The 13,566-nt window shown below is 66.8% G+C and carries 15 protein-coding genes; 7 read left to right on the forward strand and 8 right to left on the reverse strand.

Translation table 11 applies throughout. The features are described from left to right. Window positions 1-50 precede the first annotated feature (50 nt). Complete coding sequence (locus tag ACQPYR_RS01530) at window positions 51-1,103, forward strand: NAD-dependent epimerase/dehydratase family protein (RefSeq protein WP_433626703.1); 1,053 nt, start codon at window positions 51-53, stop codon at window positions 1,101-1,103. A 1-nt stretch (window position 1,104) separates the two neighbouring features. Here the strand turns inward: ACQPYR_RS01530 and ACQPYR_RS01535 are convergent, their stop codons facing one another. From ACQPYR_RS01535 to ACQPYR_RS01545, 3 genes are read right to left on the reverse strand one after another with little or no spacing between them, the layout of a single operon-like run. Continuing rightward, entirely contained in the window at window positions 1,105-2,130 is a 1,026-nt protein-coding gene (locus ACQPYR_RS01535; RefSeq protein WP_433626706.1) for a sensor histidine kinase, read from the reverse strand. Further along, the gene (locus ACQPYR_RS01540; protein ID WP_433626709.1) at window positions 2,123-2,818 is read right to left on the reverse strand and encodes a response regulator transcription factor; all 696 of its coding nucleotides are present in this window, start codon (window positions 2,816-2,818) and stop codon (window positions 2,123-2,125) included. Before ACQPYR_RS01540 ends, ACQPYR_RS01535 begins: the two co-directional genes overlap by 8 nt. Before the next feature lie 3 nt (window positions 2,819-2,821). Then, entirely contained in the window at window positions 2,822-4,144 is a 1,323-nt protein-coding gene (locus tag ACQPYR_RS01545) for a hypothetical protein (protein WP_433626712.1), read from the reverse strand. A gap of 124 nt (window positions 4,145-4,268) precedes the next feature. Here ACQPYR_RS01545 and ACQPYR_RS01550 point away from each other — a divergent pair, with 124 nt between their 5' ends. From ACQPYR_RS01550 to ACQPYR_RS01570, 5 genes are read left to right on the forward strand one after another with little or no spacing between them, the layout of a single operon-like run. Further along, window positions 4,269-4,940 (forward strand): glycosyltransferase family 2 protein, encoded by a 672-nt coding sequence (locus ACQPYR_RS01550; RefSeq protein ID WP_433626714.1) that lies wholly within the window; start codon window positions 4,269-4,271, stop codon window positions 4,938-4,940. After that, window positions 4,937-5,632, forward strand: a complete 696-nt coding sequence (locus ACQPYR_RS01555) for a TIGR04282 family arsenosugar biosynthesis glycosyltransferase (RefSeq protein ID WP_433626717.1) — start codon at window positions 4,937-4,939, stop codon at window positions 5,630-5,632. The genes ACQPYR_RS01550 and ACQPYR_RS01555 overlap by 4 nt, the downstream gene beginning before the upstream one ends. Continuing rightward, entirely contained in the window at window positions 5,629-6,285 is a 657-nt protein-coding gene (locus tag ACQPYR_RS01560) for a methyltransferase domain-containing protein (RefSeq protein ID WP_433626719.1), read from the forward strand. The genes ACQPYR_RS01555 and ACQPYR_RS01560 overlap by 4 nt, the downstream gene beginning before the upstream one ends. 41 nt (window positions 6,286-6,326) lie before the next feature. Beyond that, window positions 6,327-7,475 carry a molybdopterin-dependent oxidoreductase gene (locus tag ACQPYR_RS01565; protein ID WP_433626721.1) on the forward strand — a complete coding sequence of 383 codons (1,149 nt, stop codon included), beginning with the start codon at window positions 6,327-6,329 and terminating at the stop codon, window positions 7,473-7,475. Beyond that, the gene (locus ACQPYR_RS01570; RefSeq protein WP_433626724.1) at window positions 7,472-7,915 is read left to right on the forward strand and encodes a hypothetical protein; all 444 of its coding nucleotides are present in this window, start codon (window positions 7,472-7,474) and stop codon (window positions 7,913-7,915) included. The genes ACQPYR_RS01565 and ACQPYR_RS01570 overlap by 4 nt, the downstream gene beginning before the upstream one ends. 54 nt (window positions 7,916-7,969) lie before the next feature. On the opposite strand, the gene ACQPYR_RS01575 is transcribed toward ACQPYR_RS01570, so the two are convergent. Both ACQPYR_RS01575 and ACQPYR_RS01580 read right to left on the reverse strand, forming a co-directional pair. Then, window positions 7,970-8,698, reverse strand: a complete 729-nt coding sequence (locus ACQPYR_RS01575) for a maleylpyruvate isomerase family mycothiol-dependent enzyme (RefSeq protein ID WP_433626727.1) — start codon at window positions 8,696-8,698, stop codon at window positions 7,970-7,972. 10 nt (window positions 8,699-8,708) lie between these two features. Continuing rightward, window positions 8,709-9,119 (reverse strand): RidA family protein, encoded by a 411-nt coding sequence (locus ACQPYR_RS01580; RefSeq protein ID WP_433626730.1) that lies wholly within the window; start codon window positions 9,117-9,119, stop codon window positions 8,709-8,711. Between the two features lie 71 nt (window positions 9,120-9,190). Here ACQPYR_RS01580 and ACQPYR_RS01585 point away from each other — a divergent pair, with 71 nt between their 5' ends. After that, window positions 9,191-10,759: an esterase-like activity of phytase family protein gene (locus ACQPYR_RS01585; protein WP_433626733.1), complete on the forward strand. Its 1,569-nt coding sequence runs from the start codon at window positions 9,191-9,193 to the stop codon at window positions 10,757-10,759. Here ACQPYR_RS01585 and ACQPYR_RS01590 read toward each other — a convergent pair. The 3 genes from ACQPYR_RS01590 to ACQPYR_RS01600 all read right to left on the reverse strand — a co-directional run bounded on the left by ACQPYR_RS01590 (window position 10,756) and on the right by ACQPYR_RS01600 (window position 13,353). Next, window positions 10,756-11,466, reverse strand: a complete 711-nt coding sequence (locus ACQPYR_RS01590; RefSeq protein WP_433626736.1) for a DUF998 domain-containing protein — start codon at window positions 11,464-11,466, stop codon at window positions 10,756-10,758. The two genes, ACQPYR_RS01585 and ACQPYR_RS01590, sit on opposite strands and share 4 nt — an antisense overlap. Window positions 11,467-11,762: 296 nt before the next feature. Next, on the reverse strand, window positions 11,763-12,185 hold the full coding sequence (locus ACQPYR_RS01595) for a very short patch repair endonuclease (protein WP_433626738.1): 423 nt from the start codon (window positions 12,183-12,185) through the stop codon (window positions 11,763-11,765). 13 nt (window positions 12,186-12,198) lie between these two features. Next, window positions 12,199-13,353, reverse strand: a complete 1,155-nt coding sequence (locus tag ACQPYR_RS01600) for a DNA cytosine methyltransferase (protein ID WP_433626741.1) — start codon at window positions 13,351-13,353, stop codon at window positions 12,199-12,201. Window positions 13,354-13,566 lie beyond the last annotated feature (213 nt).

Genomic DNA, 13,566 nt, shown 5'->3' on the forward strand with positions numbered 1-13,566 from the left:
TGGAGTGGGTTGCGGGCGGGTTGGGCACAGGGACTCGGGGTGGTGGTGATATGCGGGTATTGCTGACCGGGGCCGCGGGCTTTATCGGAACGCGCGTGCATCGGGAGTTGGTGGGTGCGGGGCATGAGGTGGTGGCGATCGATGTGATGCTGCCCGCGGCGCACGGAGTTGATGCGGTTGTTCCAGATGGCGTCCGGTTGGTCGACGTGCGTAATGCGGATGCGCTGGATTCGGTGTTGCGGGGGATCGATGTGGTTTGTCATCAGGCCGCGGTGGTGGGCGCGGGCGTGAGTGCGCAGGATGCGCCTGCTTACGCGAGTCATAACGACTTGGGGACCGCGGTGTTGTTGGCGGCGATGGATCGGGCCGGGTGTCGCCGGTTGGTGTTGGCTTCATCGATGGTGGTTTATGGGGAGGGGCGGTATCGCGGGGCTCGGACCGTCGAGGTCGGGGTGCGCAGGCGCGGGGATCTCGAGAACGGGATGTTCGAGCATCGGGATCCGGATTCGGATGAGGTTTTGCGTTGGGAGGCGGTGCCGGAGAATGCGCCGTTGCGGCCGCGGAGTCTTTATGCGGCGGCGAAAGTGGCGCAGGAGCATTACGCGTCCGCATGGGCGGCGGTAACCGAATCCGGGGTCACCGCATTGCGCTATCACAATGTCTACGGCCCCGATATGCCTAGGGACACACCATATTCCGGAGTTGCCGCGATCTTCCGATCCGCGCTGGAGGCAGGTGAGTCGCCGCAGGTTTTCGAAGACGGCGCGCAGGCACGGGATTTCGTGCATGTCAGTGATATCGCTGCGGCGAATCTCGCGGCGGTCGAATATGCGCATACCGGTTTCGTGCCGCTCAATATCGCCTCGGGACGGCCGATCACCATCGGCGCGGTAGCCACCACGTTGGCCGCGGCGCGCGGTGGTCCCGAACCGGTGATCACCGGACGCTATCGCCCCGGCGACGTGCGGCATATCGTCGCGAGCCCCGAACAGGCGCAACGCGTTCTGGGATTCACCGCGCAGGTGGCTCCGCACGACGGCCTTGCCGAATTCGCCTTCGCACCGCTGCGGGCGGTTGCCGGGGCGGGTGCGCCGGTCGCGTAGCTCAGTTTCCGTTGAGCGGTAGCCGAACTTCGAAGCGGCAGCCCTGCTCTCGATTCTCGGCGCTGATATCGCCGTGGTGGGCTTCGACCAGACCCGCGGCGATCGCGAGACCCATACCGCTTCCGGAGGACACGCCGTCGGACGCGACCGGGGAGCGCGCGGCGGTGCCGCGATAGGCGACCTCGAATATTCGTGGCAGATCTGCCTCGGAGATGCCCGGACCGGTGTCGTCGACGCGCGCCCAGGCCTGGCCGTTGGAGGTGCCCGCGGATATCGCTACCTGGCCGCCGGGTGGGGTGTGCGCGATCGCGTTGGAGACCAGGTTGGTCAGCACGCGGCCGAGGGCTCGATCGCTCGCCGCGACAACGATTTCGGAGTCTGGCTGTTCCGCGCGCAGCAGGACTTCGGCGCGTTCGGCATTCGGTCGGTTGGCGGCCAGCACCTCATCGATCAGCTCGCGCAGATCGACCGGCTCCAGTTCCAAACGCAATGCGCCCGCATTGATCTTCGACATTTCGAACAGATCGTCGACCATCACCGACAGCCGATCGGTTTCGCGCACAATCTGTTCCGCGTAACGCGCCACGTCGTCGGTGCCGGTGACCACGCCGTCGGAAAGTCCCTCGGCCATCGCGCGGATGCCGGCCAGCGGGGTCCGCAGGTCGTGGCTCACCCAGGCGACGAGTTCGCGGCGCGAGCGCTCCGCCATCCGCTCCTGCTCGCGGATCTGTTTCTCCCAGACGGTCTTTCGGGCCTGTTCTCGCCCGAGCAGCAGAGCCGCGGGCACCGTGACCGCCGCGACGACCGCGAGCACGACCGCCGTGCGCTCGAGTTCATCGGTGAACATCAACCCGCTGACCCCGATAATGCCCGCGAGCGTGGACAGCGTCGGGATCAGCACCAGCACCGCCATACTCGCGGTCATGGAGCGATTGCTGGTGGCGCGCAGGATCGCCGCGCCGATGGCGACGATCGGAAGCGAACAGGCCAGCACGTAGCCGATCAATTGCAGAGTGTTCTCAGGCACTGGATTCTCCATTCCGGCCCCAGATGTAGCCGCGGCCCCATACCGTCTCGATTCGGTGCCGGTCACCGAGTTTCGCCCGCAGCCGCTTGATATGCACGGTGACGGTGGACAGGTCGCCGAAATCCCAGCCCCACACCTTGGCCAGCAGTTCCTCCCGGCTGAACACCTGGTGCGGGTGGCGCAGCAGGAAGACGAGCAGATCGTATTCGCGCGCGGTCAGGTCGACCGGCCTGCCGTCCACCAGCGCCGACTGCGAATCCGGCCGCACCTCGACCGCGCCGTCGCGCAGTACCTCCGTGCTCGGCTGCCGCGTCGCCTGCGAACGCCGCAGCACCGAGGCGACCCGCAATGCGAGTTCGCGGGCGCTGAACGGTTTGGTGACGTAGTCGTCGGCACCGGCCTCCAGGCCGAGCACGCGATCGTCCTCGTCGCCGAGTGCGGTGAGCAGGATGATCGGGGTGTCCGGACGTGGGCCGGAACGCACCGCGCGGCAGATCTCGATGCCGTCGGGGGCGGGCATCATCACGTCGAGGACGGCCAGGTCGACGGGGTCGCCGGTGGGTTCGGTGAGCTGTGCCATGGTCGAGGCACCGTCCGAGGTCTCCACGACGGTCAGTCCGTCGCGTTCGAGATAGCGCCGCACCACATCACGGACCAGTGGGTCGTCGTCGGCGATCAGAATGCTCATGGATTACCAATTCGTCAGGATCGTATGGGCGAGTACGAGCGTGCCGAGCGCTTGCAGGAATAGCCAGACTCGGGCGGTGGACTGCGGCAGAAACGCGGTCGCGGCGAGCAGCCAGACGTCGAACGGCAGCCAGATGCGCTCGGTCTCCGCCTTGCTCAGGCCACTGAGGTCTGCCACCAATATCGCGCACAATCCCGCCGCTACCAAGAGCGCGGTCGCATCGAATGGCCTGCGCAGCGCGCGTGGTAGACCGGCGGCGGTGGCCAGGCCGACCGCGCAGCTGGTGGCTGCGAGATTCGCCCAGACCCAGTACGCGTACGGACGCTCGGAGGCGATGCCCTGGTAATACCGCTCGACCACCAGGTGGTAGCCATCCAGCCACCAGAAACCGGAGAGCGTGCAGACAGCCACGACGATCAGCGCGCCGAATACAGCAGGTAACAGCGGCCGGACGGTTCGGCTCGCGACCAGGACCGCGACCGCGGGTAGCGCCATGATCACGAGGCCGTAGCTCAGATAGATGCCGACCCCGAAGAGCACACCGGAAGCGACCGCGACCCACGGCCGCCGGATCCCGATCGCCAGCAGCGCCACCGCCCATGCCGTGACACCCGCGAACATGGCGTCCGCCGAAACCGCGATCCATATCGCAGCAGGCGCTATCGTCAAGAACGGCAATGCCTTTCGCGCTCGATCCTCGGCACCGAGCGTGCGCAGCGTGACCGCGACCGCGACGATCGCACTGGACCCGATCAGCACACACGCCAGTCCCGCCCAACCGCTGCCGCGCAGGCCGATGCGATCGAGCAGGACGAAGAACAGCAACGCGCCGGGCGGATGCCCGGAGACGTGGGTCGTCCAGGAGTCCGGTTGGAAATCCAGGATGCGGCCGGAGAATCCGCGCAGCATGGCGGGGATATCGCGGACGCCGGGGACCTCGTACAGATATTCGTGGCCGTCGGCGAGTCGTCCGGTGAATCCGCGCTGCCAGCCGTCGATCATGGCCAGGGCGAAGGCCCAGGCCAGAGCGGTCAGCCAAGACACCGCGAGCAGCCGTCGCCAGGGCAACGATTCGGCCATCGCGGAACCGAAACCGATGACCAGTATCGCGATCGCGATGGCCGGTACCGAACCCCAGCCGACATGCGGCAACCAGTTGCCGAAGATGGGCGCCGACCCCGCGTAGAGCTTGCTCCGCCAGCGTTCGCTGGCAATTCGCGGAATCAGGAATGCTGCCAGGGTGAGTGCGGCGGCGATGCCGGCTCCAAGATATTCGCCACCTATCCGGCCGCGTGGCCGTGTCGCGGCCTCCGTCACGTCATGCACGAACCTCACGATAGGGCCGCAGCGCCAAGAAAACCGGTGCTCGAGCGGTTCTGAATGAGGACGTCACTGTTTCGTCACCGGTTTTGCGACCATGATTCGGCCGGGCTGGCCTAGCGTCGAGCAGGTGACCGAGACCCTCCACAACCCGGGCGGCGTGACCGTTGTCATCCCGTGCCGAGACGAAGCTGAGGCGTTGCCAGGTGTGCTCGCGGCCATTCCGGCCGGGTTCCATGCGCTGGTCGTGGACAATGGCTCGACCGATGCGACGGCCGAGGTGGCCCGCCGGTGCGGTGCCGCTGTCGTGTCCGAGGCGAGCCCCGGGTACGGGGCTGCCGTGCAAGCCGGCATTGCCTCGGCCAGAACGGATTTGGTCGCCGTCCTCGACGGCGACGGCTCGATGGATCCGAGGGAGTTGCCGCCGCTGGTCGAACTGGTGCGTGCGGGTGCCGATTTGGCGGTCGGACGGCGTAAGCCGGTGCGCCGCGGTGTGTGGCCGTGGCATGCGCGGCTCGGCAATCGAGTCATCGCCGGGCGCTTGCGTCGCCGATATGGGCTACCCGTGCACGATATCGGTGCCATGCGGGTGGCCCGCCGGGCCGCTTTGCTCTCCCTCGGACCGCTGCACACCCGCTCCGGATATCCGCTGCAACTGCTGATCGGCGCCGCAGGGGCGGGGTGGCGTGTGGTCGAGCGCGATATCGCGTATCGGCCACGGGCGGGTGGAGTTTCGAAGGTATCCGGATCGTGGCTCGGCACCGTGCGCGCCACTCGTGACTTCCTGGCGGTGCTGCGATGAATTACTTTCGACCGTCGCCCGTGGCCGCGACACTGCTCGTGCTGGCCAAGGCCCCGATTGCCGGTCTGGCCAAAACACGTCTGACACCGCCGCTTTCGCCCCCTGATGCGGCTCGAGTCGCTGCGGCATCGCTGCTGGATACCTTGGCGTCGATGTCGCGGAGTCCGGTCGCACACCATGTCGTCGCGTTCACCGGAGAGCTCGCGGATGCGGAGGGTGCGGATGAGGTGGCAAGGGCGCTGACTGATTTCGAGGTCATCCCGCAGCGTGGTGCGTCTTTCGGCGAACGCCTGGCCAACGCGCACGCCGATGCCGCGCGATACGGGCTACCGGTTTTGCAGATCGGCATGGACACGCCGCAGATCGGCCCGGAGGTGCTGAGTTGGGCGGCTCGCGAGCTGGTATTGCGCGGCGACGCACTGCTCGGTCTCGCCGACGACGGCGGCTGGTGGGCACTCGGGCTGCCGACACCCCAGGCGGCGCGCACACTGGTCGACGTTCCCATGTCGACCGATCAAACCGGCGAGCTCACCCTGGAGGCCATGCAGCGCTGTGGTCTTCGCGTGCGCTCGTTGCCGCGCTACAACGATGTCGATACCTTCGCCGACGCACTCCAGGTGGCGCGCGAATCCGACGGGCGGTTCGCGCGCTTGATCCACCAGCTGCACCACACCCTGCTGGCACCCCGATGAGCGATATCTTCGATCTCGCGCTGGCGGGGGAGGACTGTTGGGTGCGCGATACCGACGGACGACGCCATCCACTGCGCACCCGGCGCTGGCTGGGCTTCGACGACGCCGACCGTCCGGCCGATGCCGCGCTGACCTGCTGTTGCGATGGACCGACGCTCGATCTGGGATGCGGTCCCGGACGGCTGGTCACGGCACTGCTGCAGCGCGGAGTCATCGCGTTGGGTGTCGACATCTCGCCGATGGCCGTGGCCACCACCAGATTTCGTGGAGCGCCCGCATTGCGGCGCGACCTGTTCGGACCGCTGCCCGGCTCTGGCCGTTGGTCCTACGCGATCCTGGCAGACGGCAATATCGGGATCGGTGGCGACCCGGTCCGCTTGCTGACCCGCGCGGGTGAACTCCTGGCTCGCAATGGCATCGCGGTGGTCGAATTCGCTCGTCCCGGTGCGGGTGTGGTGTCGAATCCGATTCGGCTGGAGACGAGAGACCGAGTGGGGGAATGGTTTCCGTGGGCGCGGGTGGGGATCGATCGCGCGGAAGGACTCGCCGCGGCCGCCGGGTTCCGCATGGTGACGGCGATGGAGGTGTCCGGTCGGCATATCGCCTGGTTGCGATCGGGCAAGCCCGCTTCGAGTAGTCGGTGGGCGTTGTGATGAAGCGCGGCAGCTGGATGGAATCGCCAGCGCGATTTCGTATGAATTTCCCGGCTACCGCGCGCCCACGGGTGACAACCGCACGCGGCCCCGCGGTCGCGAGTCGTGTGGGGATCGCGCTGGGCAGTGCGATATTGCTGTGCTTCGGCACCGGTTTGCTCAGCCACTGGATTCAGCATCCACCGAACTGGTTCTGGTGGCCCGCGCATCCGGTCTGGCTGTATCGGGTAACCCAGGGCGCACATGTGATCTCGGGTGTCGCCGCGATCCCCCTGCTGCTGGTGAAGCTCTGGGCGGTGTATCCCAGACTGTTCCACCGTCCGATCATCGGTTCGGCTTTACGAATCCTCGAACGCGGCTCCATCGCGATCCTGGTCGGCGCGACGATCTTCCAGCTGTCGACCGGGCTTCTCAATATCGCCCAGTACTACCCGTGGAAGTTCTTCTTCCCCACCGCGCACTACGCCATGGCCTACGTCGCCGTCGGTGCCCTGGCCGTGCATTTGGCCGTCAAACTTCCCGTCATCCGGGACGCGCTGCAACATCGGCTGGTCGAATCCCCGACCGAGCCGCCTGCCGACACCAGCACGCGGCCGCACCTGTCGCGACGTGCGGTACTGACGGGTGCCGGTGTCGCTGTCGTCGCAGCGGGGTTGGCCGTTGCCGGGCAGACGATTCCGTTCCTGCGCTGGGCTGCGGTGCTCGCGCCGCGCAGTGGGCACGGGCCACAGGGCGTTCCGGTCAACCGATCGGCCGCGGCAGCCGGGGTTGGTGACCGGGCCCGTGATCCCGAGTACCGGTTGACGGTCACCATCGGCGATCGGCAGCGCCAATTCACCAGGGACGAACTGCTTTCCCTGCCGCAGACTCGGGCCGGCTTGCCGATTGCCTGCGTCGAAGGCTGGAGCGCGGGCGCCGACTGGTCCGGGGTGCGCCTGCTGGATCTGCTGGCGGCGGTCGGCGACTATTCCGGTGGCGATATCCGCTTCCGCTCGCTGGAGCAAACCGGCATCTACGGGAGTTCGATTCTGCCGCAACGTCATGCGGTCGACGACTGCACCTTGGTCGCCCTGACCATCAATGGCGAAACCCTCGATCTGGACCACGGCTACCCATGCCGTCTCATCGCACCCAACCGACCCGGCGTCCTGCAAACGAAATGGCTGTCCGAAATCGAGGTGCTGCCATGATCGCGGCCCGCATGCTGCTGCTCTTCGTCGGCGGTTGGCTCGGCTGGTTCGGTATCAGCGCGTTGTTCGACCTACCTCCAACAGATCTCGACTCGGTCGCGATCTGGTTCGCGGGCGGAATCCTCTTGCACGATGCGGTCTTCGCCCCGATCTGCGCCGCAGTCGGACTCACCGCTCGCCACCTGCTGCCGCGCACCTGGTGGGCCGTCACTGCCTGCGGTGCCATCTGCTCGGTCGCGCTGGTACTGATCGCCCTCCCGGTCCTCGACCGTGGTGAGGGCATGCCGAGCAATCCCACCATCCTGGACCGCGACTACCCCGTCGGACTGGCAGTCGCGTTGATCCTCGTATGGTCGCTGGTTTTCCTCGCGCACGCTGTGGCCGGCCGGTCCCGCCGGGCCCGCGCACACCACGAGATACCGGGTCTCCGGTCGCCGTGACAGACGAAACTCGGCCGCCGATCCGCAACGTAGCGAGGTGCTCTCGTCGCGCCGCTATTTCCACGAGGGAAGCGTCGGCAACGCACCACTGAGCTCGGCGCCACCGGAACGACCCAGCAGCCACGCGAGCAAGGCGGAAGCGGGCCCGCGGACGGTGTGGTCAGGAGAACCACTCCCAATAGTCGCCGTGAAGTCCGTGTCGGTGCTCCGCACCTCGAACGCAATTGAAGGATCAGCCCCAGCAGCAATCCCATTGGTCAAATCGGCAGCGGCCCGCGGAAGCAGCCGAGCAACGAAATCCTCTGGCCAGTCACCGGGTTGGTATCCGGCCGCCAAATCGACATGATGGATCTCCACCTCTTGCAGCCGCATCCAAATGACCTCGGTCGCCGGAATCGGCCGCCCCTGCCTGGTCCGAACGGTTGCCGTCCAGGCCTCCTCGGGAGCGGACTGCGCAAGCGCCAGCCAGCGATTCGCCGCCGCTTCGTTATCGGCCAACTGCTCGGCAAGTGGCCGCGGCGCACCCGCCTCGATATCGGCGTCCCGAATGAACATGCTGGCGTACTGCGGTGTTTCGATCCCGGTCCGCGCCCAGAGCAGCAGATTGACCAGGCTGTCGGCATTGCGTGCGAGGTGCGCGAGCAGATGTCCCCGCGTCCACCCGGGCAGCAGCGAGGGCACGGTCACGTCATCGTCGAGTCCACGGATGGTGTCGAGCAGACGGTTCGTCGCCGCGGCGACGGTTTCGAGCGGAACGGTGGTCTCCGGTGCGTCGCTGGTCACCGAACCGACCTTAGCGACCCGAACCCGGAACCGTCGCACAAATCGCGTCCGCCTCGATCTCGACCAGCAGCGCGGGCGTGATCAGCGCCTTGATTTCGTACATCGACGCGGCCGGACGGATATCGCCGAATACCTCGGCATGCGCCTTCGCGACCTCGGGCCAGCGAGCGATATCGGTGACGAAGATCCGCGTCCGAACGACATCGGCCAGGCTCGCACCCGCCTCGGTGAGCGCGGTGCCGATGCGGCGCAGTGCTTCTCGAGTCTGTTCGCCGATATCGTCGCCGCCGACCGCATTGCCACCGGGTAGCGATGCCGTGGTGCCGCTGACGGCGACCGTATCGCCGACGCGCACCGCTCGGGAGTAGCCGACGATGTCCTCGAACTCCGACCCCGACGCGATATTCATCCGATCACCCATGGCGTCAGCATGACACCAACTGGTCATTCGGACGTAGGGCTTTTGTCGGCTGTCTGCGATAGGCAGACACGATGAAAGCGCACCCTCGTATCACCGCGGTCGCCGTCCTCTGTGTGGGCGTGCTGGCCGCAGGCTGCTCGTCCTCGGATACCAAGGCCGACTTCACCGTGGCCAAGGACCAGCCGCTGGTGATCTCCCTGGACGACCTGCTGGCCGCCACCGGTGGCACCGCCGCCGTGACGATCGCCGATCCGGAACACGGCACGCTGACCCGCCGCCTCGACGGCGCACTGGTCTACCAGCCGAAGCCGGGCTACACCGGCACCGACGAGCTGAAGGTCACCACCACCGACGCGGTTCGCCTGTACACCACCGACATTGCGCCGCTCGGCGAATTCGGCGGCACCACCGTGCAGGCCAGCGGTTACGGCTCGGCATGGACCCCGGTGCCCGGCGCAGCGGGCGAGTTCTACGGACTCACCGATCGCGGTCCCAACGTGGACGGTCCCGGAAAGAACGAGAAGCTCACCCCGACACCGGGTTTCGTGCCGAAGATCGGTCGATTCAAGCTGGTCGGCAATCGCGCGGTCCTGCAATCCACGATCGATCTGCACACCGCCGACGGCACTCCGTTCAACGGTCAGGTCGACGTCGCCGCGAGCACCGGCGAAACCATCAAGGACCTCGCCGGAAACGTGCTGCCGCCCACCGACCATGGCCTCGACCCGGAGGGCCTGGTCGCGTTGCTGGACGGCACCTTCTGGGTCTCCGACGAATACGGCCCGTTCCTGGTGCATTTCGACGCCAAGGGCGGCGAACTGGAGCGATTCGCCCCGGGATCCGTTCTGCCCAAGGAACTTTCGCTGCGCACCCCGAACCAGGGCATGGAGGGTCTGACCATCACTCCTGACGGCGGCACCCTCGTCGGCGTCGTGCAGAGCGGCCTGAATACCCCCGGTCTCGGCGGTTCGGCCAAAGACGTGCCGATGACCCGCATCGTCACCGTCGACCTGAAAACCAAGGCGGTCAAGGAATTCGTCCTCCCGCTGCAGGATCCGAAGGCCACCAAGGTCGCCGACTCCGAGATCACCGCGCTGAGCGCCACCACTTTCCTGGTCGACGAACGCGACGGCAACCTGCCTCCGAAGGCCGATAAGAAGCTGTGGACCATCGATATCTCCGGTGCCACCGATGTCGGTCCGGACTCGAAGGTTCCCGGCGCACAATATGTTTCGGAACGCGGCGGCCTCCAGATCGAGGGCAAGCCGCTGGAAACCCTGGTCGGCGCCATCTCGACCAATGACGCGACCGCGGCGCTGAAGAAAGTGGGCGTCACCCCCGCCGCGAAGACCGCGAACCTGGATTTCACCGCTCTGGTCACCAGCCTGAACGCCGACGGCAAGTTCTTCGGACACGACAAGATCGAGGGCGTCGCGACGCTCGACGGCGGTAAGACCCTCTACATCGCCAACGACAGCGATTTCGGCCTTGCCGCCGGCAAGGGTGACCAGCCGCCCTTCGGCCTGAAGCCCAAGACACTGCCCAACGGCCTGCAGGACACCGGCGAAATCCTCGAGGTGGACACCAGCGAACTGCCCGCGAAACTCGACACCCACACGGTCGAGATCAAGATCGACTAACTCGAATCGCTCTCGACCCACTCGCGGCCTTCCAGAATCACCGCGGCCGCCAATGTGATCAGCCACAGCGACATCGATCCGACCTGGATCCGCTGGGCGATACCGAGCGCGTAATTGCCGGTCAGGTTGTCGGCGACCAACATCCACACGGTCGCCGCCGACCCGATCACCAGCACCACCACGCCGGCCTCGCGCAGGATCCGCCAGCGGTGATATCGGAAGGCGGCCACGCTGAACGCGAAGGTCGCGATGGCGATGGCGGTGACCGCGATGGTGCTGGTCAGCGCGTGCGGCTGATGCAATTGCGGGAACAGTTCGCTGCCACCGCCGCCGCATTCGGCGTTGTCCTGCGGGGTGCAATCGCGCAGCGGGAGCAGTACGTCGCCGATGGTCGCGGCGCCGAAGCAGAACAGCGCGATCCAGCCGATGGTGGTGAATCTGCGGCGCGGAAACAACAGCAGCCCGGCGATCGCGGCGGGCATCAGCAATGCGCCGACGATCTTGTCGGCGGTCGCGAACAACTCGCGATGCGGTTTGCCGACGGCATCGAGTTCGCTGAGGAACGAGTTGACCGGATCGACATCGATCTTCAGCACGAACTCGAGCAACCACGACGAATAGCAGAGTCCGGCGATCGCGATCGCGGCCGCGATGAGCCCGCAGGCCACCCGGACGTGTCGTTCGGCGAGCCTCCGGCTATCAGTCACTGGACCATTCTCCGCCTCCTCGTTGGTCCGGTGATCAACAGTAGGTGCGTGTCCGCACCGACCGGTCTTCCACACACCTCATTACCAACTCGAACACAGGGTTCTGTCAGGTCCGTCGGCGATGGTTGGTAGAACTGAGGAGGTCCCCATGATCGGAATCACAACGGCCATCGCCGGAATGCTGGTGCTGACGGTAATGGCGGTGTCGGGCTACCTGGCCGCGCACGCGCCGCGCTCGCTGGTCCGGGTGCGTGAACGCCGCTGGTGACTGCTTGCCGGTCGCTTCAAAGATTCAGCTAGCGTCTCGCGGCCAATACGGTCTGGATCCGGTCGGCCGCCACAATGGCGTCCTCGTGTTCCCAGACCCGGATCACCTGCCATCCCTCGGCCGCCAGCGCGGCATCGGTCGCCCGGTCACGGGCCACATTTCCGCTCAATTTGTCCGCCCACCACTGCGCGTTGTTCTTCGGATCGGTCGCGTGCTGCGGGCACCGATGCCAGAAACATCCGTCCACATACACCGCGACGCGCAGCCGGGGAAAGACCAGATCCGCCCGCCGACGCTGCCCGCGCAACGGCGCCCGATCGACGAAATAGCGCAGTCCGCGCCGATGCAATTCCCGGCGCAGCGCGAGTTCGGGCCGGGTTCCGGTCCGCCGCTGACGGGCCATCCGCGCGCTGGTCGCGGCGTCGGTGAGCGGATGGCGAGCCGGGTTCATGACGTACCGAACCTCATGCCGCCCAGCCGCCCATCCGATCGAGATGACTTTCCACATCGGCCAGAAATCCGGGCGGGAACCGTAGATTGCCCATTCCGGTGCGCCGCAGGAAACCGGCGGTGGCACGCGCCGAGAGCAGTCGCGAATCGGTGAGGAAATGCTGCAGATCTTCGTACGGCTCGTGCACCGGCCACGTCGAAAGCGGCACCCGATAGGCGTTACCCGCGCGACCCCACGCGGCGACCGGCCACGGCCGCCCCGGCGGCAACGGCTCATCGCCGGGAATCGGGTCGAGTGGCTCGGCCAGCCGCGCGCCGACCCAGGACGCCATCCGCACGCTCACCGCATTCCCGATCAGCTTCCATCGGTGTCCGTGCCGAATTCCGGGCGCCGTGGTCGCCGGTTCGGTCCAGTCGGCGTCGAAGCCCTGCAGCCGCTCGCCGTCGACGATGCCCGGCGTGACGAGCTCGCCCGAGGGCAACCGCACCGCGGGCGGACTCGCGATCCCCAGTGCCGAACCGCCTTTGAGCGTCGGGATCGCATTCACCGCCCAGCCGAGCCCGCGCACCCCCTCGGTCCAGTAGAAGCCGCACGGATCCTGTTCCGGGTCACCGAGATCGAGCGGTCCGGCATCGTCACCGAACAGCACCCGACGCGGATCTTCGGTGCGCGAAGCCAGCATCAACACCCGCTGACGGCGCTGTGGCAGCCCGAACGCGCGCGCGTCGACCAACCGGTATGCCCAGGTGTAGCCGAGCTCCTCCAGCGCGCTCGTGATGTGCCGCATGGCGGCCCCACGACCCAGCTGCAGCATGAACGGCACATTCTCGATCAACAGCCAGCGCGGTCCACGCTGACGGCGCACCAGCCGGAACACCTCGTCCACCAGACCCGAGCGCTTACCTGTGATGCCCGCGGTGCGTCCGGCCTGCGACAGGTCCTGGCAGGGAAATCCGGCGGCGACCAGCTCGGTCCCGGCGGGCAGGGCCCGCAGCCGAGTGATGTCCCCCTGCAACGGAATCCCGGGAAAGCGCGCGGCCAGCACCGCCTGCGCACCGGGATCGATCTCGCACAGCAGCTCGGTGTGCCAGCCGTGGCGCCCGAGGCCGAGCTCCAGCCCGCCGATACCGGCGAACAGCCCGACCATCCGCCCGCCCGTCACAGTCATCCCTTCTCGCGGTTGCTCGCGGATCGCTCGGAACCACCAGCGCTGCGTATCCGCTCAGCAGGTTACTCGAGCATCGAATGCGACGACCAGCGACCGCCACGGTAATGTGTCGAGCACCCGATCCGACCGGATGCCCCGAGCAATGCTCACGGTCGGATCACGGTTTGCTCGGTCGTTCGATGACCTTCCACGCGCAGTTCCCGGTTTATCCCA

Origin of the sequence: Nocardia sp. CA-120079 (assembly GCF_050955745.1) — a bacterium.
In the GTDB taxonomy this organism is placed as follows: Bacteria; Actinomycetota; Actinomycetes; order Mycobacteriales; family Mycobacteriaceae; genus Nocardia.